The 22,588-nt window shown below is 51.0% G+C and carries 17 protein-coding genes; 3 read left to right on the top strand and 14 right to left on the bottom strand.

Going from position 1 to position 22,588, the window contains the following annotated elements; all coding sequences use genetic code 11:
• Nucleotides 1–612 precede the first annotated feature (612 nt).
• Nucleotides 613–1,236 carry a MarC family protein gene (locus BM040_RS06505; RefSeq protein ID WP_092099705.1) on the bottom strand — a complete coding sequence of 208 codons (624 nt, stop codon included), beginning with the start codon at nucleotides 1,234–1,236 and terminating at the stop codon, nucleotides 613–615.
• Between the two features lie 161 nt (nucleotides 1,237–1,397).
• Between BM040_RS06505 and BM040_RS06500 the strand changes: the two genes are divergently transcribed.
• The 3 genes from BM040_RS06500 (at nucleotide 1,398) to BM040_RS06490 (ending at nucleotide 4,331) form a co-directional block, all read left to right on the top strand.
• On the top strand, nucleotides 1,398–2,528 hold the full coding sequence (locus BM040_RS06500; RefSeq protein ID WP_092099704.1) for a 5-(carboxyamino)imidazole ribonucleotide synthase: 1,131 nt from the start codon (nucleotides 1,398–1,400) through the stop codon (nucleotides 2,526–2,528).
• Nucleotides 2,529–2,530: 2 nt separating this feature from the next.
• Entirely contained in the window at nucleotides 2,531–3,058 is a 528-nt protein-coding gene (purE, locus tag BM040_RS06495) for a 5-(carboxyamino)imidazole ribonucleotide mutase (protein ID WP_092099703.1), read from the top strand.
• Nucleotides 3,059–3,425: 367 nt separating this feature from the next.
• Nucleotides 3,426–4,331: a hypothetical protein gene (locus tag BM040_RS06490; protein ID WP_175491002.1), complete on the top strand. Its 906-nt coding sequence runs from the start codon at nucleotides 3,426–3,428 to the stop codon at nucleotides 4,329–4,331.
• On the opposite strand, the gene BM040_RS06485 is transcribed toward BM040_RS06490, so the two are convergent.
• The 13 genes from BM040_RS06485 to BM040_RS06425 all read right to left on the bottom strand — a co-directional run bounded on the left by BM040_RS06485 (nucleotide 4,328) and on the right by BM040_RS06425 (nucleotide 22,196).
• Nucleotides 4,328–5,365: a glycosyltransferase family 2 protein gene (locus tag BM040_RS06485; RefSeq protein ID WP_092099701.1), complete on the bottom strand. Its 1,038-nt coding sequence runs from the start codon at nucleotides 5,363–5,365 to the stop codon at nucleotides 4,328–4,330. The genes BM040_RS06490 and BM040_RS06485 overlap by 4 nt on opposite strands.
• 81 nt (nucleotides 5,366–5,446) lie before the next feature.
• Complete coding sequence (locus BM040_RS06480; RefSeq protein WP_092099700.1) at nucleotides 5,447–6,385, bottom strand: glycosyltransferase family A protein; 939 nt, start codon at nucleotides 6,383–6,385, stop codon at nucleotides 5,447–5,449.
• A complete protein-coding gene (locus BM040_RS06475) occupies nucleotides 6,366–7,412 on the bottom strand; it encodes a polysaccharide deacetylase family protein (protein WP_092099699.1) in 1,047 nt (348 codons plus the stop codon). Before BM040_RS06475 ends, BM040_RS06480 begins: the two co-directional genes overlap by 20 nt.
• Nucleotides 7,409–9,028, bottom strand: a complete 1,620-nt coding sequence (locus BM040_RS06470) for a glycosyltransferase (RefSeq protein ID WP_217646718.1) — start codon at nucleotides 9,026–9,028, stop codon at nucleotides 7,409–7,411. Before BM040_RS06470 ends, BM040_RS06475 begins: the two co-directional genes overlap by 4 nt.
• Nucleotides 9,029–9,041: 13 nt before the next feature.
• The gene (locus BM040_RS06465; protein WP_092099697.1) at nucleotides 9,042–10,301 is read right to left on the bottom strand and encodes a glycosyltransferase family 2 protein; all 1,260 of its coding nucleotides are present in this window, start codon (nucleotides 10,299–10,301) and stop codon (nucleotides 9,042–9,044) included.
• 4 nt (nucleotides 10,302–10,305) lie between these two features.
• Entirely contained in the window at nucleotides 10,306–11,595 is a 1,290-nt protein-coding gene (locus BM040_RS06460; protein WP_092099696.1) for an ABC transporter ATP-binding protein, read from the bottom strand.
• A gap of 6 nt (nucleotides 11,596–11,601) precedes the next feature.
• Entirely contained in the window at nucleotides 11,602–12,456 is an 855-nt protein-coding gene (locus BM040_RS06455) for an ABC transporter permease (protein WP_092099695.1), read from the bottom strand.
• A 248-nt stretch (nucleotides 12,457–12,704) separates the two neighbouring features.
• Nucleotides 12,705–16,019 (bottom strand): right-handed parallel beta-helix repeat-containing protein, encoded by a 3,315-nt coding sequence (locus tag BM040_RS06450; RefSeq protein ID WP_092099694.1) that lies wholly within the window; start codon nucleotides 16,017–16,019, stop codon nucleotides 12,705–12,707.
• A gap of 658 nt (nucleotides 16,020–16,677) precedes the next feature.
• Entirely contained in the window at nucleotides 16,678–17,922 is a 1,245-nt protein-coding gene (locus BM040_RS06445; RefSeq protein ID WP_092099693.1) for a porin family protein, read from the bottom strand.
• A 165-nt stretch (nucleotides 17,923–18,087) separates the two neighbouring features.
• A complete protein-coding gene (dnaK, locus tag BM040_RS06440; protein ID WP_092099692.1) occupies nucleotides 18,088–20,019 on the bottom strand; it encodes a molecular chaperone DnaK in 1,932 nt (643 codons plus the stop codon).
• Between the two features lie 299 nt (nucleotides 20,020–20,318).
• Nucleotides 20,319–20,909 carry a hypothetical protein gene (locus tag BM040_RS06435; protein WP_092099691.1) on the bottom strand — a complete coding sequence of 197 codons (591 nt, stop codon included), beginning with the start codon at nucleotides 20,907–20,909 and terminating at the stop codon, nucleotides 20,319–20,321.
• 53 nt (nucleotides 20,910–20,962) lie between these two features.
• Nucleotides 20,963–21,664 carry an SIMPL domain-containing protein gene (locus tag BM040_RS06430; protein ID WP_092099690.1) on the bottom strand — a complete coding sequence of 234 codons (702 nt, stop codon included), beginning with the start codon at nucleotides 21,662–21,664 and terminating at the stop codon, nucleotides 20,963–20,965.
• Between the two features lie 16 nt (nucleotides 21,665–21,680).
• Nucleotides 21,681–22,196, bottom strand: coding sequence for a hypothetical protein (locus tag BM040_RS06425; protein ID WP_092099689.1), 516 nt, complete (start codon nucleotides 22,194–22,196; stop codon nucleotides 21,681–21,683).
• Nucleotides 22,197–22,588 lie beyond the last annotated feature (392 nt).

Genomic DNA, 22,588 nt, shown 5'->3' with positions numbered 1-22,588 from the left:
CTGGCGCGGGTTTGCAACCCGTGGCTACTATAATGGTGGATTTGTAACCCAACTGGCTTGAAAAGTCAGACTTTATACTTGAGCTATACTTCCATAAGCCGCTGCTGACTGCAACTTGACACAAGCTATCCTTACTAGCCATCGTTCCTCCTCCAGCCTTACATAAGCTATTGTTTCACCTCTGGCTTTGGTGCCCTCCCAGGCCGGGAGGCCTCGCCTTCGGGCCTCGCGCTGTGTTCCCTCCTTGCCTCGCTCGCGCTCAGCATGCCCTTGACGGGCACCGGATCTCACAAGGCGCTCAACCCAAAGGCTGGGAATCATTCGATAGCTCCTGCCCTTGCTATGCAACAAGTACAGACTGTCCCTTGAGGACAAGCGAGAACGGGAGTTCGAAGCTTGCGAGCAAAGCTCAACAGGGGTGTAATCGCCTGCTGACAATTCCCCTCCTCTGAAGGGACGGGGTGGGTTTATACTTTGTAGGGACAGGTCGAGACCTGTCCGCGCGATATCAGCAACTATAAAACTTATACTTCAGCCAAAGTAATGACAGAACTCCCCTCCTTAGCCAAGGAGGGGTAGGGGTGGTTTGACTCAGATCCTTCCGGGAAAGCTTTACCGTTCCGCAAAGAACAAGGCCGTCAGCGCCGAAACGATAAAGTTAACCCCGATGGAAAGCACGATAAAGCCCATAATGCGTGACAGGGCCGCGAGACCGGCCTTGCCCATGTAGCGCGTGAGCTGGTGCGAAAAGCGCAGGATAATGTAGGAGACTGCCGCCAGCAGTATAATCCCGATCAGGATCATGACCATGTCGACATAGGAGAGCGATGTGGTGAACAGACCTATACTTACCGCAATGGCGCCCGGACCGGAGAGCATGGGCATGGCAAGCGGCGTGAAAGAGATATCCTCCTTCAGCTGCCCTTCCTCCACTACATCTGGTGAAATCTTTTTCTTGCTGGCACCCGGCGAGAGCAGCTCAAAACCTGCCCGCATGATCATCAGTCCGCCGGCGATGCGCAGGTCGTGGATGCGGATGCCGAAGAAGTTGAGTACATACTGCCCCGCCAGAAAAAACACCGCCAGAATACCCACCATGTACAGGCAGGCTTTCAGGGCCTGCTGGTTTCTGTAGGTGGGCGTGTCGTCCTGCGTCAGGGTCAGGAAAACGGGCATCGCTCCGAACGGGTTTACTACAGAAAAAAGGGCGGTGAAAGTGGCAAGTATGATTTCCATGTATAAAACGGCTACTAGAGTATAGTGCAGCTTTAAATATAGGGCATTGCGGATGTAAATCAAAAGAATGAAGCCCGCTGTCGGGAAATGTTTCTTTTTGTCTTCGCGCTCCGCTCATAATCCGTATTTTTGAGGGAAGATCAACTAAACCGTTACACTACATGAAAGGAGAAGTAAAGCTGGGTATATTGGGCGGTGGGCAGCTGGGCCGCATGCTGATGCAAGCCGGGCTCGATTTTAACCTCTATACCCTGGTGCTTGATCCCGATGAGAATGCGCCTTGCAAAGACATCTGCAACGAGTTTTATGTGGGCAGCTTCCGCGATTTTGACACCGTGTATGAGTTTGGCAAGCAGTGCGACATCCTCACCATCGAGATTGAGCATGTAAACGCCGATGCGCTTGAGAAGCTGGAGCAGGAAGGGGTGAAAGTATACCCGGACGCCAAAACCGTGCGCACTATCCAAGACAAAGGGCTGCAGAAGGAGTTTTACCGCCAGCACAACATCCCAACCTCTGATTTTATACTTCTAAAAGACAAGTCGGAGCTGGAGCAACGTATAGATTTCCTGCCGGCCTTCCAGAAGTTGCGTCGCGAGGGCTACGATGGCCGTGGCGTTACGCGTCTGACGGGCGAGGCCGATTTTGGAAAGGCCTTTGAGGAGCCGTCGGTGCTGGAGAAACTGGTGGATTTTGAGAAGGAAATCTCCGTGATTGTGGCCCGTAACGAAAAGGGCGAAGTGACTGCTTTCCCGGTAGTAGAGCTAAGCTTTCACCCGGAGCACAACCTGGTGGACTCGCTTTTTGCCCCAGCCAACGTGGCTTACAAGCTGCAGCGCCATGCTATTGAAATTGCCACGCGTGTGATTGAGGCCTTCGGGATGGTTGGTATTCTTGCCGTGGAGATGTTCCTGACCAAAGACGGGCAGATTTTAGTGAACGAGGTGGCGCCGCGTCCGCATAACAGCGGGCATCATACTATAAAAGCCAACTATACATCGCAGTACGAGCAGCACCTGCGCGCCATCCTGAACCTGCCGCTGGGCTCTACCGAAATCCAGAGCGCCGCCGTGATGCTGAACCTGCTGGGTGAGCCGGGCTACGACGGTGAGGCCAAGTATGAGGGATTGCAGGAGGCGTTGGCAGTGCCGGGTGTGTACATTCACCTGTATGGCAAGAAGTTTACCCGCCCTGCCCGTAAAATGGGGCACATTACCGTATTAGGGCAAAGTATAGAAGAGGCGCAGCAACGCGCTGAATCCGTTAAAAATGTCATCAAAGTAATCGCATAAGCATGGCCGAAGAAGTTAAGAACGCACAACCGCTGGTAGGCATCATCATGGGCAGCCAATCTGACCTGAAAGTGATGGATGCCGCCGCCGAGATCCTGGAAACGCTGGGTGTACCGTATGAGCTGACGATTGTATCAGCCCACCGCACGCCACACCGCATGTTTGAGTACGCCGAGAACGCTCGCAAGCGCGGCCTCAAGGTAATTATCGCCGGAGCAGGCGGTGCCGCCCACCTGCCGGGTATGGTAGCTTCAATTACCACACTGCCGGTAATCGGCGTGCCGGTAAAATCCTCTAACTCTATTGATGGGTGGGACTCAGTACTAAGTATACTTCAGATGCCGGGTGGTATACCGGTAGCAACCGTAGCGTTGGACGGCGCCCTTAATGCCGGCATACTGGCTGCAGAGATCGTTGGTGCCTTCAACCCAGCCGTGGCTGACAAATTGGAGAAGTATAAAATCAGCCTGAAAGACAAAGTGATGCGCTCTGTAGAAGAGCTCAAGCGCGGGGACCGGGATCTGGATTAGAAGTAAAATTGTGTATGATTTTGAAGAGTAGCACGCCGTGCTACTCTTTTTTTATATCCGTTCTACATCAATATAGCGCTTTTCTTTGTTTGCTATATAAGTGCCTTTACATGATTTATACTTGCAACCACTTAATTATCTGATATTTAAAAATAAACAGGCAAGCAATTTGCTTTGAATTTATTTAATAAATTTTTGCACTATTTCTAACCTTGTGGATAAAGCAGCCGTTAAATTCTGACAAACTATTTTGAGGTTTTCGGGAAGTATGGAGGTTATTAACAGGGTTGAAAGCCCCCATGGGCAGCGCTACATCACCTCAGCTGGGCGGAGTAAGGCGCCGTTTATCCAAAGAGTAAGAAACAGATTGATAGGGGCATTCAGCTATGGCACTCCGGAGTTTTTTCTGTGGAAGAACAGTTATGCGCGATTGGTGCAAACCAAGTACTGCATCAACGATTATGTGCTTAGGCCCAGGTATAAAGAAATAGCGTACAGGCAGGAGTTTCAGCAGGAACTGACCTTTGTCTTGCCCTTTGCCTACTGGCATCACCTGAACGGCACACTGGGGAAAACGATCTCCTCCAAGTATACCAAAGAGCTATACTTTTTCAGTGATAACCACGAGGAACGGTTTGATAAGAGGGTATGGAGGCTCCCAAAGGACGATTTTACCGTTCCGAACATGTATCATTGCAGCACTGTGTCTTTTGAAAAATGGGCACAGGTTCCGCTTAAAGAATATTATGAGAATGACCTGTTTGTGTTCGACAAGCCCTTATTAATCATCGCCAACAAGTATAATACGGAGTGGGGAAAAGGGCCAATAAACTATTTCAGCCTTCCGATGCTGGACCGGATTCTGACCATGTTCAGCCATAAGTACCAAATCGTGTACAACCGCCCAGGTCCCGATTACATTGTCATGGACAACAGCGACATCCTGGAGTTGAAGGAAGCGGAGTTCATCCGAAAACACTATCCTGAAGTTATACTGGCAGATGATTTATTTCAGGCACATCGCGGGCAGGTGAATAACTATAATCATTTCCAACTCCTGCTATACGCCAACTGCGAGCGGTTTTTGTCTGTTCACGGCGGCACGGCGGCACTGGCAAGTTACTTCAGCGGAAAGAATGTTATCCTATCCCGGCGAGGCCACGAACACCGATACAACGAGTTTAAGGCCATTTTCCCGGCCCTATCCGGGGCAGAGATTTACCATGCCAGGAACGAGGCGGAGGTGCTACGGTACCTGCAGCAGCACTATTAGATGTAGTGCTTTATGTGCTCGGCCTTGCCTGTCACGGTGTGTGGCCTGAGTTGCAGGTCGTGCAAGGTCATTTTTGCCAGCAGCTTTGCCGCCTTCAGGCACAGTTTTGCATCGGTGTGCATTTTCAAGGCCTTTGTCAGGTTGGCCTCCACATACTTTCGGTTACCGGTTTCCTCCCACATGACCTGAGCTACGCGCATGCCGTAGTTGGCGAAGTTCTTCTGCGCCCGCTTCAGTACCCCCTTTCGGTGCTCTGGCGGCAGGTGTTGCTGGATAAGCTGAAACAGACGGGCAATATCGTCGAGGTACTCTCCCGTGAGAAATTTAACACCCGAGATGGAGCCCGAGTGTTTTCTGTACTCCGCGAGCACCCTGGAGGTAAAGGCTACCGGATAGTGTCTGGCGATGCGCACCCACATTTCCCAGTCTTCGCCGTAGGTCATCCCGTAGAAAGATCCCAGCTTTTCGTATACTTCGCGCTTTACTGTGATGGTGACATACTGGATGTGTTGCCGCTCACTGATACGCAGGAGCCAGTTCTCCAGCAAGCCCCAGTGGGAGTCATCGTCCTTTACATGCCTGGAGATGATGTTATTGTGCTCATCAATATTTAAGTGGCGGCAAAAGGCGGCACCGGCCTCCGGAAACTCATCGAGGAGGCGTTGGATGGTTTGGTAGTACCCCGGCCGTACCCGGTCGTCGCCATGCAGCAGGTGCACCAGGTAGCCCTGCGCCCTGTTGATGCAGGTTTCGAAGTTACGCAGGCTGCCCACATTCTGCGGTTGGCGGTAATAGCTTACCCTGCCTTTTCCAACCTCCCGCACGATGCGCTCTACATCGGCGTCGGTGCTGGCATCGTCCACGACTTCTATCTGCATGTCTGCCACAGGAATCCCTTCAGCCAGCACACTCTCAAGGGTATGCACCAGAAAAGCTGAGCAGTTGTATACTGGTATCATCACCGACCACCTCGGGCGGTCGGGGGATGCTGGCAACGGAGAAATAAGGGGTGGGGAAGTAGGGATGCGTTCCATAGGCGTGCTGCTTAACTGGGTCGTCGGTTTTTATACTTCTGCGGAAATATGGGTTGTGTAGAACTAGTGTGAGGAGCTTATTTATACTTTGGCGGAAAGCCAAGCCTGCCTCATCCTTTCCGCCCGAGCGTGCTTTTTAAGAAAGCGCTTTAGGCGGCCCGGGACCAGACGCGCTATAAACCTGAGTGGCGAAACATTATACTGTCGCCAGGCCTGCTGAAGAAGCAGATCTACCTCCTTATACTTTTGGGGGTGCTGCCGCAGGTATTTCTTTAGCCAGCCAAGGTATTGTTTCCGGACCACATGATAGGCCGTCGTGTGCTGCGAGGCGCCCACCAGCGAGTCAGCTCGCTGGCGGTAGAGGTTGTGGTGGTTAGATGAGATGTACACGGGTACGTTCAGGTAGAGTTTGCTTAGAAACACCTGATCTTCATACATACCCCTGAAGGAATCTTCAAAGCCGCCCAGCCTCCGGAGCAGTTCCCGCTCAAGTATAATCCCGCACATGCAGGGAGCGGCCCCTTTTCCCAAGGGGTACAACTCCAGCATGAGCTGTGGTGGGTGGTAGAGCTTGTCCTGTGCTGCACCTATGTATACTACCTGGTTCTCCTTCTCCGGCGCGTTCCAGTTGTGCCAGTATTCTGTTGCTTCGCAGATGACAGGCACATTTTTTTGCCGTAGCAGGCTTACTTGTACTTCCAGGTAATTCGGTAACCACACGTCGTCTGCGTCCAGAAAAGCCACCAATTCTCCTCTGGCTATACTTAAGCCCAGGTTCCGGCTGGCACTCAAACCTTTGTTTACATGCTCCTGATGCTCCGAAAACCGGATTCTGGTTGAGTGTGCTGCGGCATATTGCTTGGCTATCTGCGTACTGCCGTCCGCTGAGCCGTCGTCTATCAGCAACAGCTCCCAGTTCGTGAATGTCTGGTGTAGTACACTGTCGATAGCCTCCCGCAGGTATCTTTCGACATTGTAGATACACATGATGATGGAAACCTCAGGCTGGGAAATGTGCATGCGCGTTTACTTTAGTAGTTAGCCAGGACTTCAGATAAGTATCCAACTGTTTTCCGCCCCAGTCATCCACCAGGAATCTGCCTAGTTTATACTTGGCAGAGGTGGAGACTACGGGACAATCTTGCGTCGTGACAGCGGCGTGGAAGCCAGCCTCAGCCGCCAGCCTTACCGTTTCCAGGTTACAGCTCCCGTAGGGATAGGCCAGCAAGGTAACCTCCCGGGAGATAGCTTCTTCCAGAAATCTTTTGCTTTTCACCAGCTCCTGTTGTTGGGCAGAGGGGCTGAGGGAGGCAAGGTCCGGATGCGAGACAGTGTGTGATCCAATGTGGAAAAGCCTGTTCCAGGCCAGGTCTTTAAGCTGCTCCAGGTTCATACTTTGGTAGGCAGCTCGTGTGTGTCCAGGTGTTCCCGCCCATACTTTGACCTGCTGCAGGTACTCTTGCTGTAAGTGGCTGGGTAGGGACTTTAGCTGCTCCCATAGCTTTAGGTAAAGTATGCATCGTAGGGTAGGAGGCTCCTGCACAAAGGCCTTCCACTGCTGGTGTTTCTGTCTTATGTCTTCGGTCAGGTGCCATTCATCACCCAGATCAAAGCTTATTAGTTCCTGATTGATCCGGATGCCTAATGTGTGCGGCAGCTCTTCAGTAGAAAGTATAAGATGCTCGAGCTCATCCCACCAAAATTCAGCCCCGCTACCTAATTTTCCGGTGCAGATAAAGAAGGTAGCAGGCACATTATACTTTTCCAGAAGCGGCCGGGCAGTTACATAATTGTCTGCGTAGCCATCATCGAACGTGATAGCGATACTGTTTCTGCGTAGCCTGTGGTTGGTGAGGCCGTCTACCAATTCCGCCAGCGGCACCACGCGCCAGTTGCTGCGGAGCACCTGCAGGTGCTCTTCAAAGTGCTGCGGCCTTACGGCAAGACGCCAGACATCGGTTTCCAACGCTGCCACACGGTGGTACATGAGCACCAGCGCTTTGGGCTCATACGGCTTTCTGATAGTATGGAGAAGCTGCCGGATCATCTGTCTGCAGGTTTGATGGCCTTCACCGTAATGATAACCTGAAAATGCGGGTCGTTGTACATCAGCTTCGTCTTCGGTACCTCCGGCAGTCCCATCCCATACAGGAAAGCGGTAGCCGTGAACACGTTACCATAGGGAGTTACTTCTGAGGTGCCTCCAGGGAAAGTTTCTTCCATCAGCCGCCTCATGGATTTATCGGTAAAAGACCAGTACCAGGTTTCTTTCCACTCCCCATGGTCGATGGGCGTGATGCCGGGTACTGTGAGTAAGAGTGCGCCGCCAGGTTTTAGGATGCGGTAGCAGGTTTGGAGGGCTTCCCGGAAGTTATAGATCAGGTGCAGGGTTTGGGTAAGTATAATGCAGTCAAACGTATTATCGGGAATGTGGGGCGCGTGGCTGATATCCCCGACCAGTGTGGCGTTCGGGTTGCTGGCGTCCACATGCAGGATATCGCTTTGTGTTACTTTCTCAGCACCATATTGCAGCGTATAGGAGTTGTCCCCGATCTCCATCACACGACCCTTTATAATGCCAGCTTCCTGCCCCAGGAAATTCTCGATGTAGTAACGGTCAACAGGGCCGCCCCGGTCGTAGCCGAACTGGGTGCTAAAGGGTGTGTACCTGTGCAGGTGCCCAAACCTTACCTGCCCCACAGCAGGCGTGTTGTTCCTGATCAAACTAGATTGCAGCTTTTTTCTGAGCCGGCCGGAAGGAATCAGCTTCACGATCCTGTTCATAATGGAGGCTGTACTCGTGCTGCTGGCTAGTGTGTTTCCGGACAGGTCCGGGTCAAACTTCAGCAAAGTATAGTAATCGTGCAGGGAGAACGCGCTCCCTTTCTCCAGTTTGTCAGCCATATCAGAAGTATAAAAAGCTTTCCAGATGTTGGTCCCATCCGCGTAGGCGCTACGTTCTGCCTGGGTGCGGAGGCTGTCGCTTTGGCTATGCAACACCTTTAGCGTGGTGCGTAGCATGAGTTTGCTGTTGCCGGACATGTTTGTGTTGTGCTGGCGGTAAGCAGCCAGGATGTGCGTGTGGTGATGTACCGGGTAGTCTCGGGCCACACGCAAGTATAAATCATAGTCTTCGCAGGCCCTGAGGGAAGTATCGTATTGAAAACGCTCGAAAACCCACCTCCTGAACATCACCGCTGCGTGCATCCCGATGTAGTTGCCCTTGAGCAGGTGGAGGAAATGGCTGTTGCTTACCTGCCGTACCACCGGCTTTACCTCGTTGGTGGCCGTGAAAACCAGGTTGTAAGCCCCCGAAACAAAGGCCAAATCCGGATTTTGTAGCATATATCGTGCATTCACCTCCAGGGCATCGGGGTAAAGCCAGTCATCCGCATCCAGAAACACCAGAAAATCGCCTTTGCTGTGCCGGATGCCGGTGTTACGTGCGGCAGATAAGCCCTGGTTTTCCTGGAACACGTACCTCACGTTTTCGAATGACTGAGCTACTGCTTTCGTATCGTCCGTGGAGCCATCATCCACCACCAGGATCTCAACAGCGGGATAGGTCTGCCGCTGCACACTCTCCACAGCCTCGCGGAGGTATTTCCCGTGGTTGTAGCACGGAATAACCACAGAGACAAGCGGTGCTGACGGTATGGACAAGGGTGTAACCACGTTATTTGCTTAAGGACTTAAGTAATTTTTGCTGATTCTTTTTGTAATAGATGAGGCCCGATACGATGCCCGTCATTTCGGCCCAAATGGTAGAGGTCCTTGACCGGTAGTAGGGGAAGCCCTTCCGGATGAGCTCCAGGTAAAATTTGGGGAGCACATAGTATAAGTGCCTTTTGTAGCCGGCCTCCTCTTTCTGCCGTTGCTGCAGCAGGGCCGCCACGGTAAAGCCACGCATGTAGTAAAAGATTTGATTCTTCAGCCTGCCTGTTTCCCTGCGGTGCTCGTGGAAAACGATGGCTCTCGGGTTATAATGAATGGTTAAGCCTTTGTCCAGGATGCGATACCACATCTCGGAGTCTCCGTTGCAGCCGGCCGCGCCCACATCTAGGTACTCATTAAAGAGGCCCACCTGCTCAAAAACGGACTTTCGGAAGGCCATATTTGCGCCGGCTCCTATCTCCCACACAGGAGGGCCGATAGACAAAGTTGAATGGATGAAATCCCCGGTGTATACTTTGTCTGCATAACCCCTGTTAAAGCTCCAGTACTTTTCAAAATTTACCTGGGCCCTGGTATGTAGCTGGGCAGCTATAATCAGCCCCGTCATGGCCGCAACCGACTTGTCCTGAAACGTTTGCCAGACCCAGTATACCCACATCGGGTGAACCAGCACGTCATCATCCGTAAAGGCCACCACTTCGCAGGAGGCGCTCAATGCCCCGGTATTGCGGGCGATATCCAGTCCTGCTCTGGGCTCCTTCACATAAACCACTTTTTTATACTTGGAGGCCACCTCGTAAGTGGAGTTATCCAAGGGAGCGTTATCCACCACAATAATTTCATGGGGCACGCAGCTAAGCTGATGCAGTTGCTCAAGGCACTTGTCTAAGTATACAGCCCTGTTGCGGGTACAGATAACAACGGAGACCGGTACCTCGGCCGGTATACTTTCTGGGTTATGCCCTGCAAATGCATCTTGTAAGGCGGCAGTATTCCCTTCTGATATGAGCTGTTGCCATGCTTCATCATCTTCTACGAGCTGAGGGGCATACTGGTGTAGCGCTGGCTTAAGGGCCTTTCGCAGTTTCACATAGAATGTCTCGGCTGTCAGTTTCTCCCTGATTTCTAAGTATAGATGGCCCAACGCAATTTGCCCCCACCAGAAAACCAAGTAGCTGCGCGGCACCATGCAGAAGGTATGCAGCGGCGCGTGCGGCTCGTCGAGGCGGATGTGTTTTATCGTGTAAAGTGGTGGCTGCATCGTTTTACCTGCTTAACTGACACACTTCCTGGTGATTCTCCAGCCTGAACGGGAACTTAGGCCGTACCGCTCCCCACCATTTCTCAAAATAGCAGATGTCTGCCCGGTAGTCCTCTACATCAAAGGAGAGGCACTCATCCAGGTTATACACCGGGATAGAGGCTTCTTTGGCGATTGTCAGGGTGATGTAGTAGGAACCGTCGTTGAGGAAGTTGCCGGGAATGGTGCACTCACCCTCCACCATACCAGTATGGCAGTGCAGGGCCGGGGAAAGCAGATCGAAGATGCAGTCGCCCGTGTAAGAGTATAACACAATACCCACGTTCAGGCTCATCTCCTCGAGCATGTTCCAGAACTGAAACTTCACCGTTAGCGGGGTCCGGACATCGATGATGCCATCCGAATGCTCGACATGCGGGATAAGCTCCACCTGCTTGAAGCGTATGAACTTGTTCCCAGGAGCTTCTTGTGGTGTTGCCCACTTCTGCCCCAACTGCAGTTTCTGAAGGCTGGCGATGTACTTGTTTACCACGGCAGAGGATGGCCCCATCTCCAACATCTGCCCCTTATTCAGCCAAATTGCCCTGTCGCAGAGGGTATTAACAGCCTGCATGTTATGGCTGACAAACAGGATGGTGCGGCCTTCAGCCTGCGATACTTCCCGCATTTTGCCCAGGCACTTCTTCTGAAAATCGGCATCGCCTACGGCCAGCACCTCGTCCACAATCAGGATATCGGGCTCCAGGTGGGCGGCCACGGCAAAGGCCAGGCGGACGTACATGCCTGAGGAATAGCGCTTTACGGGCGTATCCACAAATTCCTCTATTCCTGAAAAAGCCACAATCTCATCGAACTTAGCGGCCACTTCAGCTTTGTTCATGCCTAAGATGTAGCCGCTGATGTAAATGTTTTCGCGACCCGTCAGCTCCTTGTTAAATCCCGTGCCCACCTCCAGCAGGCTGCTTACCTTGCCTCTGCCCCGCACTGCGCCTGTGGTCGGCTTCACGATCCGGGAAATAATTTTCAAGAGCGTAGACTTGCCGGAGCCGTTGCTGCCCACAAAGCCCATCGACTCTCCCTGCTTCACATCAAAGCTCACATCGCGCAGCGCCCAGATCTGGTCGGCAGCTACGCCAGGAGGGGCGGTTTTATCCAAATGGAAAAATGGATCCTTTCTGCCCCGCACATACAGGTTCCACCACCATTGCAGGTCCTGCCGGAAGGAGCCCGTACCGATGGTGCCCAAACGGTATAGCTTGGAAATATTCTCTACCTGAATGATGTTGTCAGCCATACGTTTTTACACGACATCTATTAGTTTATCCCCCTGCTTGTTAAACAGGAGCAGCGAGGCACCGAAGAACGCCACCGTGAACAGGACGCTATAAGCCAGTTGCCATGTTGAAACAGTACCTTCCCCTAACAGGGACAGGCGAAATGCCTCAAACAGAGGCGACAGGGGATTGAGCTGCACCAGCCACCGCACCTTCTCCGGAACAGCAGACAAGGGATAGATGACCGGCGTCACGTACATCAGCAGGCGTACCCCTAGGTTAATTACATAGCTCATGTCGCGGTACTTGGCTGTAAGTACTGAGAAAAACAAGCCCATCCCCAAGGCCAGCAGCGCCGTGGCAAGCAGCACCAGCGGAAACCAAAGTATGGTTATACTTAGTGACAGGCGCAGCCCTTGGAAAAGCCAGTAATAGGCCACCAGAAGCAGCATCATCAGGAACTGGATCAGAAAGTTGTACAGCTGCGTGTGGATGACTGACAACGGGATGATGATGCGCGGAAAGTATACTTTGCTGAACAGGTGCACATTGTCGCGAAACGTGGTGGCCGTGCCCGTGAAGCTGTCGTTGAAAAAACTCCAAAGTATAATGCCGGCAAAATAGAACAGCACCGGGGGAAGCGTTCCTGTGGAGATACCAACCAGTTTTCCGAAAACAAGCACATATGTCACCAGGGTCAGGAGTGGCGGGAAAAGTATCCAAAAAGGCCCCAATATGGTTTGTTGGTAGCGCAGTAGGAAGTTTCGTTTCACCAGCCCCTCCAGCAGGTGCCGAAAGGACCACAGCTCACGCAGGCTGGCTCCCCAGTAACTCGTTTGGCTGGTAATCTCCCAATCCCATTTAACCTTTGGTACAGACATGAAACTCCTCAAAAAAGCTGGATTAAGTTATGCCATACTGATGCATGGCTGGGGTGCTGCATGTGCGAAGCGGCTTTTCACCCGGTGTGCCCCTTAATCGTAACTTATACGGAAGTTTGTGAGTTGTGTATAATTTAATGTTGAAAAAGTTTTATACTTCTATTTTATTGTAACGAAAAGAGGCAGATAGTGCTGCTATTCTGCCTCTAGAAAGTATAATCGCCTATGGTCAGGGCTTTATACTTTGGCTATTGTTTAACAAGCTTAAAATGGTACGACTTGCCGTCCAGGTGAGCGGTAAGGTAGTAAAAACCCGGCTTCTGCACCTGCGATAAGCCAATGGGGAGCCTTGTCAGCCCTTGTGGTAGCAGGACGGCTGTTTGCAGGACCTGAAGTCCCTTTGCGTCAGTCAAGGTCAGAGCCAGCGTACCGCTGTCAGGAGATTCGATCTCGAGCATAATCCTATCGAAGAAAGGATTGGGGTACACTGAAAAGTTGAGTTCAGCGCGCGGGAACGACACTGCCTTTACAGCAGAGTAGGAGGCAGTACCGTCTAAATCTACCTGCCGAAGCCGATAGTACCGTGTGCCCGCCTTGCCAGCTTCCGTGTCACGGAAAGTATAGGATAGTTTTGCCTGCGAGTTGGGAGATTTGCTCCGGACAAAGCCGAGCTGCCTGAATGTTTTCCCGTCTCCCGATACCTCCACTTCAAAGCCAGCATTATTTATTTCAGAGGCTGTCTCCCAGGCCAGCAGGGCATCGGCGCTCTGGCGGGTAACTGTAAATTTAGCCAACGTGACAGGCAGGGGAGCCGGTGCAGAACTGGTGCTGGCCACTGTAAAAGGGGAGAAGGAAGATACGCCGCTCAGGGTGATGTTATACATGTCCGGAATGCTGCCTTGTGCTACAGTGCCTATACTTTCCTCCATCACCTGCCAAGCCTCGCCTTCGTAGTGGCTTACAAAGCTTTCGCGCCTATTAAAGTATTCCGGCTCGTCATACTTGCTCCATTGCAGCACCAGCGTTACATCAGAGCCTCCTGTCACAACCTCGTCTATGTGCCATGTTTTTTTGATGGAGGTAGCCTGCTCCTCTGCGCTGGTAATAACCTGGCTGCGTTCTTCTACCCCAATGCTGAAGTCATCCGTTGTGCCCTTGTTGGTGAGCTTAACCGGTGCATAGCCTTTAGCGGTTCCTATCGGGAATACTCTTTGGCTTCCTGCTCCCAGCGCCTGGTAGGTTAACCTGCCTTCCCCGTCCGCTACGATGTAGCTGCTGGCGTTGTAGTTTGTAATAGTGGCCTGCTCCGAAAGGATAAGGTTCTTGCCGCCCAGGTACACTTTCCCCTTTCCCAAATCGAGTAAGTTTGTAACGATGACATCGTCCTGCAGTTTCCTGGAGCCCGGGCCTGTTAAAACCAGATTGCCATAGGCGCCGCCGGGCACCACCTGCTGCGCGTCGCTGTGTAAAATAACCTTGGAGGAGGGGTGAGTTTGAAGCCCCGAACCGGACAGGTTGCCGAATATCTCCAGCGTGGCCTCCTGTTCCAGCATGAGGGTGCCTGCCGCATCGAGATCGAGTGCTTTGCCATGCTTGCCCTGTTTAATAACCGGGTAAGTTGGGGTTGCCTCTGCCGAAATCGCTATACTGGCGCTGATGGAAGGTGTAGGAACACAGCTTGTCCAATTCTGGCTATCGAACCAATCAGATGAACCGGCTTTCCCGGTCCACGCTGTTTCCTTTGTATCGATCACCCTGACAGTATGGTGGGTTGTTTGTGCCTCTCCCTGATCATCGATATAAGTATAAGCCAATGCATGGTTGCCTACGCCCGATTCCTGTGGGGTAAACAAGCCCTCAGCTACCCCTGGTCCGCTATAAGTGCCTGCTGCGGCATGGCCAAAGGTAAGTGGCTGCGGCCCTCCGTATAAACAGGCGCGGCTGCTGTTAGTCATTTGGTGCGCTCCAATGCATAAATCCTTTCGCTGCGTAATGCTGTTGCCCCAGAAGTCTTTTTTGCCGGCATCGATGCCGAAGTCCACCGGCAGGTTCAGTCCTTTGCCAACCAAGGGGGAGGTGCGTTGTAGTTTGTAACCATCCAACGTATAAAGCAGCTTTGGGTCTGCAATGGTTACACTTTTACCCGGTGCCTCCAGCTTCGGATCGAGAGCATAACCTAGGGCCACGCCATTTCTGAGTTCCTGTGAAGTTGCCGTGCGCCAGTTCGCGAGCGAGTTGTAAGCCTTACCCGCCCAGCTAAAGGAAGGTGTAGCACCGGACGACCAGTAATTATTTCCCTCAAACCGTATGTTGGCAGTTACGTTAGAGTCCACCTGCACCAGCCTTGCGCCGCCGGTTGTCACGAACAGGTTGTTGCGGAAAGTGGCGATCGTCGTTCCCCCTGATTGCACCCAAACGGCTTTCGTTGTCCCGCTCGGCGCCGGCGTCAGGTAAATCGTGTTGTTGTAGATCTGAGCATTCTGGATACCACCCTTTGAGCCGGAGGACCAGAGGTGGATGGCACCGTAGCCGTTTTTCCTGCCGTCATTCTCGCTGATGTTGTAGCGGATGGTCAGGTTCTTCATCTCTTTGGCACCGGAGTATTGGGCTAAAAGAAAGCCAGCACCCTCGTTGTCATGTGAGTAGTTGTATTGCAGGATGCAGTTGGTGCTGCCCCCGTCGATGTCAAATCCGCCGCCGTCCTTGGTGGTGCCCGTTTTATTGTGGTGCGATTCGTTGTACTGTATGATAACGTTGTTGCTGGTGTAGCACCAGATGCCCACTGGGCCACCATCTTTCCAGGCATTCAGCCAGCCGTTGTTGTAGGCCTCACAGTATTCGATCATACCTCCGTCAACTCCGCCCAAGATGATGCCGTTGCCGCTGTGGGAGTGCGTTTTCGTAGGAATACCTGCATTATTATAGGCTTTCGAATGGCCAATGTAGACGTTTTGGTGCGCCAGTAGGTTATCCTGCGCCCATACAACGATACCCCCATCGCCATTATCATGGGAGGAGGTGTTGGTGATGGAGACGTCGCGAAAGCCCTGTGGGCCTTCCCAACTGCCAATGCTGATACCTGCCTCACGGTAGCCGTATACTTCCACGTTATGGATGACAATATAGGGCAGCTTTGTATTGGGCAAGTCCATGTAAATGTCTATCCCGGCCGTTGTGCTGAGCGTTCTGCCAGCACCTTCAAACACAAGGTTCTCTAGCTTAAAGCCGGAGGTATTATAGAGCCAGAAGCCTTGCTGTGTTCCGCTCCTGATGACGGCCCTTCCTGTTCCGTAGGAGCCAAGCACAATTGGCTTTTGCGGGGTACCTTTTACCCCTTCCTCAAAGCCCAAACTGCCTGTAAAAACTACTTCTCCTTCGAAAAGCACTGTGTCGCCAGGCACCAGGAGGGTGTTATTTACCTTGTCTATACTTGCCCAGGCAGACGTTTTGGAGGAACCGGAATTCTCATCATTACCGGTACTGCTGACATAGTAGGTTTCTGCTTGGGCACAGAAATAACCTAGTAATAACAGCAAACTGAGGGCTGCTGATATGATTCTCATAACCACAACACTTACTTAACGCATGGCTATGCCGGAGAGGTGCCGTAGGCAAAACTTTTTTGAAGTACTCGCTCCGAGAGGGAGGGAGAGGGGCAGCAAACTAAGGTAGACATGTGCCCACATGCCTGTACTTTGGAAAGGGAAGTTAAAGCGTAAAATTTTGCCATATAACCGGTTAAATACTAGAAGTTGAAATTGTATTGTTTTTATCTCTCTGCGAAGAGATAATCTTCTGCAATAGTGATGATTATTTGACACCGAACAAAACCACTCACGGAATAGTTTATAAAATGTTTGCAAGGTCAACTTGCTGCTTTAAATGTTGCTATGATGTAGAAGTTGACGTGTAATCTTGGATATCAGGGCGTCATAGTATAAATATGCTTGGAATAACACATCCTTTTTGAAACTGGGTAAAAAAATGCTGTAGTGGAATAATTATATCATTTCTTAGCGCTCTGAATGTAGGTTATTACGAGATATATGCGGAAAGATAGATTTTAAATTATACTTTCTATGTAGGTGAATCGCGGTTAAAATGCCTATGGCTGCCTCTTTAGCAGTATGATGACAGCAATATCAGGTCCTTACAACAAGGGGGTAAACAAAAAGCCAGTGCTCTTCTGGCACTGGCTTCTTGTTTTGCTGGTCTGCAAGGTTACAGAGCGTAGCTCAGGATAAAGTAGGTGCTCCTAATCCTGGTATTTATTTTGTCTATCACAGAAAAACCATCGTTTATTTCATATCTGGCCTCTAAGGACAATGCCTTGCCCTTCAACAGATAGGAGATACCGGCGCCCGAAGCTAATCCCATAGAGTATGGGCGAACGCTCTCATTATCTGGAAATACCGGGCCTTCTTCGGTGTAGCTCGATGACATGAAAGAGCTGTGCACAACTTCGTTGTCCTTCAGCTTTACAGCATATGCCAGAACCGGTCCAGCATTGATAAAAGGCCTAATCTTGCCTTTGGGGAAAGTATAGCGCAACTGGGCTGGTAATTTAAGGTAGCTCTGGTCGAATGTTATTTCACTGGTGGTTGTTCTGCCCATTTGGTTCTTTTCATAATGATAAGAGTAGAATTTCTGAGGAAAGTAAAGGAGCTCCGTTTGGATCGAAAGCTTTTCATTTATGCTAGGAATTGTAAAATTGAAGCTAACACCTCCCGTAAAATGTGTTGTGCTCTTGTCATAATTGCGCTCAACAAGCCTATGGCTTCCTGTTACTTTCAAGCTTGAGGTGAAATAACCGAAAACAGGGGCAATGGTAACCGCACCTTTCTTTTTTTTCTGTACATAAACACTGCTGCCGGGGGCAACGCATTGGTTATATGCTTGTACAATACTAGTAAGGGATGAGGCATTATAACTTACTTTTTTCAATTGTGTTTGTGAGACTTCATTACAGTCGGAGAAAACACTAGATAACACAGTAACAAACTTCTTATCAGTTACCTTCCGCTTTTGGCCTGTTGAAGCGTCTGTTATGTAATAAACTTCCTGGGCTAGCTCAACCAGTGGGCCATTGTCCTTTGATAAGTAGTAGTTCTCTTTCTGGAAGGTATCACGGTAGTGGTACAAGCTGGCTTTCCCCTTGGCTAATACGTTTAGAAACAGCCGCGTTGAGGCGCCTCCTTCCACAGCAGGCAGTACATGTGCCTCAAAGTACTTTTGCTCCTGATCAAACCCATAGGCTTGTATATCTTCTGGAGTGTATGCTTGTTCTGGAGTAGTTTCGTTCTGCTTAAAAGTCACTAATTGAGAACTGCGAACATCTCCCCTGTAATCCACCAGACCTCTGATGGTGTCACCGTTTTGAAGTATAAACCCGCTTTTGAAATTCTTCTGCGCTGAGGATAAGTTAAAAATAAATAATAGCGTGATGGTAATGTAAAGTTGTTTCATAAAATGTTGAAAGTTGGTTATCGTAAAAAGACGCAAGTAAGTCAATTATCTTAAAATTGCACTATTTAATTATAGTATGCGCCCTAATATGATGTTTGCCATAAAGCAAAAACACCCCTGCCGGAGCCCGGCAGGGGTGTTTAATATAGTTTGAGTTTTAGATGCTTACTTGTTGGTGCTGCCGTCTACTTCCTCGTAGTCCACGTCGGTTACACCGCCATCGTTGGCTGCGCCCTGCGGGCCGCCAGCCTGGCCGTTGCCAGCGTCAGCGCCTGGGGCACCCTGGCCTTGCGTAGCGGCATACATCTCCTGGGAGGCTGCGCTCCAGGCATTGTTCAGGTTCTCAATGGCGCGGTCAATACCGGCGATGTCTTTGGCACCGTGTGCGGTCTTCAGCTCGCCCAGCGCGTTCTCGATGTTAGACTTGTTGCCGGCAGAAAGCTTGTCGCCATACTCTTTCAGCTGCTTCTCGGTCTGGAAGATCATTGAGTCAGCTGTGTTCAGCTTCTCGATTTCCTCCTTCGCCTTCTTGTCAGCCTCTGCGTTGGCTTCAGCCTCCTTGCGCATGCGCTCGATTTCCTGCTCGCTCAGACCAGACGAAGCCTCGATGCGGATCTTCTGCTCTTTGCCAGTAGCCTTATCCTTAGCCGTTACGTGCAGGATACCGTTGGCGTCGATGTCGAAGATTACCTCGATTTGCGGCACGCCACGCGGTGCTGGTGGAATACCATCCAGGTGGAAGCGACCGATTGTGCGGTTATCCTTTGCCATTGGGCGCTCGCCCTGCAGCACGTGGATCTCCACTGACGGCTGGTTATCAGAAGCTGTGGAGAACGTCTCAGACTTCTTTGTCGGAATCGTCGTGTTCGCCTCAATCAGCTTAGTGAAAACACCACCCATGGTCTCGATACCCAGTGACAGTGGCGTAACGTCCAGCAGCAGTACGTCTTTTACTTCACCTGTCAGTACACCACCCTGGATAGCAGCACCGATGGCCACCACCTCATCTGGGTTCACGCCTTTAGAAGGCTTCTTGCCGAAGAACTTCTCTACTTCCTCCTGTACTTTCGGGATACGGGTAGAACCACCTACCAGAATCACCTCGTCGATGTCGGAAGTAGACAGGCCTGCATCCTGAAGGGCACGCTTGCATGGATCCATAGAGCGGCGGATCAGGTCGTCGGACAGCTGCTCGAACTTGGCGCGGGTCAGTTTGCGCACCAGGTGTTTCGGCACACCATCTACCGGCATGATGTATGGCAGGTTGATTTCAGTCTCCTGAGAAGAAGAAAGCTCGATCTTAGCTTTCTCTGCAGCTTCTTTCAGACGCTGCAGGGCCATTGGGTCCTTGCGCAGATCCAGGCCTTCGTCGTTCTTGAACTCATCGGCCAGCCAGTTAATGATAACCTGGTCAAAGTCGTCACCACCCAGGTGCGTGTCGCCGTTGGTAGAAAGTACTTCGAATACGCCGTCACCCAGCTCCAGGATAGAGATATCGAACGTACCGCCACCTAAGTCAAACACGGCGATTTTCTGGTCTTTGTGCTTTTTGTCCAGGCCGTAGGCAAGGGCAGCAGCTGTCGGCTCGTTAATGATACGCTTCACCTCCAGACCAGCAATCTGTCCAGCCTCTTTAGTGGCCTGGCGCTGCGCGTCGTTAAAGTATGCCGGTACGGTGATAACCGCCTCGGTGATGGTAGTGCCCAGGTACTCCTCGGCAGTAGCCTTCATCTTCTGAAGCACCATCGCAGAGATTTCCTGTGGCGTGTACTCTCTATCGCCAATCTTCACACGGAGCGTGTTGTTCGAGCCCTGCACGATATCGTAGGATACTTGCTTGGCTTCCTCGCTTACCTCGTTGTAGCTATGGCCCATGAAACGCTTGATAGAAGCGATCGTGTTTTTAGGGTTTGTGATGGCCTGGCGCTTGGCAGGGTCTCCTACTTTACGCTCGCCGTTTCCGTTATCCAGAAAAGCCACAATAGACGGAGTCGTGCGGCGACCTTCGCTGTTAGGTATCACCACTGGCTCGTTACCTTCCATTACGGCAACGCAGGAGTTGGTAGTACCTAAGTCAATACCTATTATTTTTCCCATTCTATAGTTTTATTATATTTCTTATTCAACTTGATTTCTTTGCTACTTCTGTTTTATCAAGCTATGTGCCAAGGGAGTCCAGAAGCTTTATTTATGTCATTCTGTCAGAAAGTATAGCCAGTGCTCCATATCTAGTAGCCGGCTTGTCGGTACCCGAACCCTCTGCCACGACATTATTGCTTACCTATACTTTACCATAACAAGCTGCGGCAGGTTTTGGGAAGGGATAAAATACAAGGGCCGCCCCTCCCGGAGACGGCCCTCTTATGCTCTTATAAGTATGGCCTCTGCGGCTATAGTTATAGCGTTGCTGTCAGGTTATCGAGCTGCCTGAGAAAGTCGGGAAGCACATCGGCAAGGCCAGCTTTTGACGCGGCATAGGTTATCTTTACCTGCTTTTCCCCAATCCTATACGCCAGCAATCCCTGCTCTTCCTCGGTGAGGTAGTATAGCTTGTGCTGCTCCGATGCCGTGGAAACCAGGTAGGTACGAAACGTGAAGCTGTTGCGGATATGCTGCTGGGTAGGCGGCTTGTTATCGGCGTAGCGCTGCGTTACCACTGTATCGAGCTGGATGATACTCTGAATCTGGGTGATGCTGCGGATGTTGCCTTCGTCTAAGCGCCAGCGGTGGATCTGGTGCGGCCCCTGTTCCTGCCAGGTATAGGAAGCCTGGCTCAGGTTGAGGTTAGCTACCAAACTGAAAAGTTGCAGATCCTCGGCCACGGTCTCTACAGAAGGGCTAAGGCTGCTGTTGTCACTGATAAAGTGGCGCTCGCTTGTCTGCAACTGGCCCAGGTCTTTCTGCAGGTCCTGCAGCAGGTGCAGCTTCGTGGTATCTGTAAGTATAAAGGAAAGGGGCAGCAGTATACTTAGGAGTAGGTTTACCATGTTGTTCTGAATAGTTATACTTTATACATCCCTGCAAATCCTGTGCGGGGAATTTACCTGAGCTCAAACACTACTTTCACTACAGCTGATAGCGGTATGGTTTGCGGGAAGTTGGTCAAGCCTGCTCCAGCATAGCTGATAGCTGCCTTTTCATGAATACTTTCGCTACGGTAGTTCCTGAATGCCGGGTCAGTATCTTCGGTATCAGCGACTTTCACGATGCGTTTTATACTTCTGTCAGACGCTTTGGCCAGCACATTGGCTTTTTCTTTGGCTACCTCAACAGCTTTTTCCAGCAGTTCTGTCTGTCGTTGTTTTAGCTGGCTGGAAGTAAAGTGGCTGTTGAATGATATAAACCCTTCTTTTATCAACCGTGCCTGTACCTCCGAAAGTTTATCTATAGCGCTGAGGGTAAACGTTACACTCTGGCGGCCCATGAAGTACTCTACCCGCTTTCTACCTGTATAATCCTGCCTCTTGTTTATTGAGAAAAGCGAGTATGCTATATCTGAAGATGGCAGTTGCAGGTCCTGCAGCAGCCTTACCATCTTATTTTCTAGCTCCCGATGCAACTGGTATACTTTCTCTATACTTGTCGAGTCCGTGGATTCGAGCACAACCGTGAATTTTACCTGATCAGCGGGGACGTCTATACTTGCCTCGCCCAGAACCACGATGCGATTTTCGGGGGAAGTTTTCTGCGCCTTTGCTATAAGGCAGCACAACAGAAAAAGTAGGGTGATGCTCAGTCTCATAGTTTATACTTATACTTTACAGCTTGGAGCTGTCCACTACCTTCCAGTTGATCTTTCCGTTGTTGACCTCATACTTAAGCAGCATGTAGCCGCCGATGTGGCCATCCTCATAGTAGGCCATTGCGTAGCGGTCGTTGAGGATGCGGGTGTCGCGGATGGCCATGGTGCCGCCCATCACCCCTTCGGTAGGTATAAGCTGGCCTTGTTTGCGGTTCAGGTCGTTCATCAGGTCGGTTTCCGGGTTTTTCAGGCCTTTGCGTTTTAAACGCTGGATATCGCTCTGGCTCAGGCTGCCTAGCTCGTCCACAAAAGCGGCTCCTCCCGGCGGCACCAGATTCATGGTGTCGGGTGGCAGCACCATCTCCTCCAGCGAGTCCACGGCCTCGGTCTGCTCTTCCAGCTCCTGGTCTATCTTGGCTACCTGGTTATCGGCAATGGCCAGGCGACTCTCGGCCTCGTTCTTCTGCCAGTAAAAGTATAGCGCCAAAAACAGGAATGAGGTGGCCAGAAGCCAGGGTAAGATACTTCTCATAGTTTTATCGGTTTGTCTTGATAATATATTGTTTTGCTAATTTATACTTTCGGCGCAGCAAAAAGTGCTAATCGGGCAGAAAATATTCTAAGCACCTCTGATGCAGCAAGGGTCTTGCAGCATCAGAAGTATAAGTATAGCAGTCTTTACGATGAATTTTTATCAGAGCGTTACCTTGGCTTCTGTAAAGCTGCTCATAGAGGGGCTAAATGAAGTAACAGTGGGGCAGGGGCAGGATCTTGAATTTTAGCCCGCCGCTGCATGTGTTAGTCATAAAGTGTCTATCAGCGAGCCTGCTCAAAAAGATAAACATCCTTTAATAAAGGAGAGCTAGCGCTGAATTGCACTTATAATTCTTAATAGAAATACTCTAGCGCCCGGACAGGTGCCCA

Source organism: Pontibacter chinhatensis (genome assembly GCF_900113285.1).
Taxonomy (GTDB): domain Bacteria; phylum Bacteroidota; class Bacteroidia; order Cytophagales; family Hymenobacteraceae; genus Pontibacter; species Pontibacter chinhatensis.
The sequence above is the reverse complement of the archived record's forward strand: the minus strand, read 5'-3'. Positions and strand labels throughout refer to the sequence as shown.

Coding starts and splice junctions, on each gene's coding strand:
- BM040_RS06465 (WP_092099697.1), bottom strand. CDS start 10,301: ATGCAGCCACCACTTTACACGATAAAACACATCCGCCTCGACGAGCCG.
- BM040_RS06425 (WP_092099689.1), bottom strand. CDS start 22,196: ATGAGAAGTATCTTACCCTGGCTTCTGGCCACCTCATTCCTGTTTTTG.
- BM040_RS06485 (WP_092099701.1), bottom strand. CDS start 5,365: ATGGAACGCATCCCTACTTCCCCACCCCTTATTTCTCCGTTGCCAGCA.
- BM040_RS06455 (WP_092099695.1), bottom strand. CDS start 12,456: ATGTCTGTACCAAAGGTTAAATGGGATTGGGAGATTACCAGCCAAACG.
- BM040_RS06500 (WP_092099704.1), top strand. CDS start 1,398: ATGAAAGGAGAAGTAAAGCTGGGTATATTGGGCGGTGGGCAGCTGGGC.
- BM040_RS06445 (WP_092099693.1), bottom strand. CDS start 17,922: ATGAAACAACTTTACATTACCATCACGCTATTATTTATTTTTAACTTA.
- BM040_RS06480 (WP_092099700.1), bottom strand. CDS start 6,385: ATGCACATTTCCCAGCCTGAGGTTTCCATCATCATGTGTATCTACAAT.
- BM040_RS06460 (WP_092099696.1), bottom strand. CDS start 11,595: ATGGCTGACAACATCATTCAGGTAGAGAATATTTCCAAGCTATACCGT.
- dnaK (WP_092099692.1), bottom strand. CDS start 20,019: ATGGGAAAAATAATAGGTATTGACTTAGGTACTACCAACTCCTGCGTT.
- BM040_RS06430 (WP_092099690.1), bottom strand. CDS start 21,664: ATGAGACTGAGCATCACCCTACTTTTTCTGTTGTGCTGCCTTATAGCA.
- purE (WP_092099703.1), top strand. CDS start 2,531: ATGGCCGAAGAAGTTAAGAACGCACAACCGCTGGTAGGCATCATCATG.
- BM040_RS06450 (WP_092099694.1), bottom strand. CDS start 16,019: ATGAGAATCATATCAGCAGCCCTCAGTTTGCTGTTATTACTAGGTTAT.
- BM040_RS06475 (WP_092099699.1), bottom strand. CDS start 7,412: ATGATCCGGCAGCTTCTCCATACTATCAGAAAGCCGTATGAGCCCAAA.
- BM040_RS06505 (WP_092099705.1), bottom strand. CDS start 1,236: ATGGAAATCATACTTGCCACTTTCACCGCCCTTTTTTCTGTAGTAAAC.
- BM040_RS06435 (WP_092099691.1), bottom strand. CDS start 20,909: ATGGTAAACCTACTCCTAAGTATACTGCTGCCCCTTTCCTTTATACTT.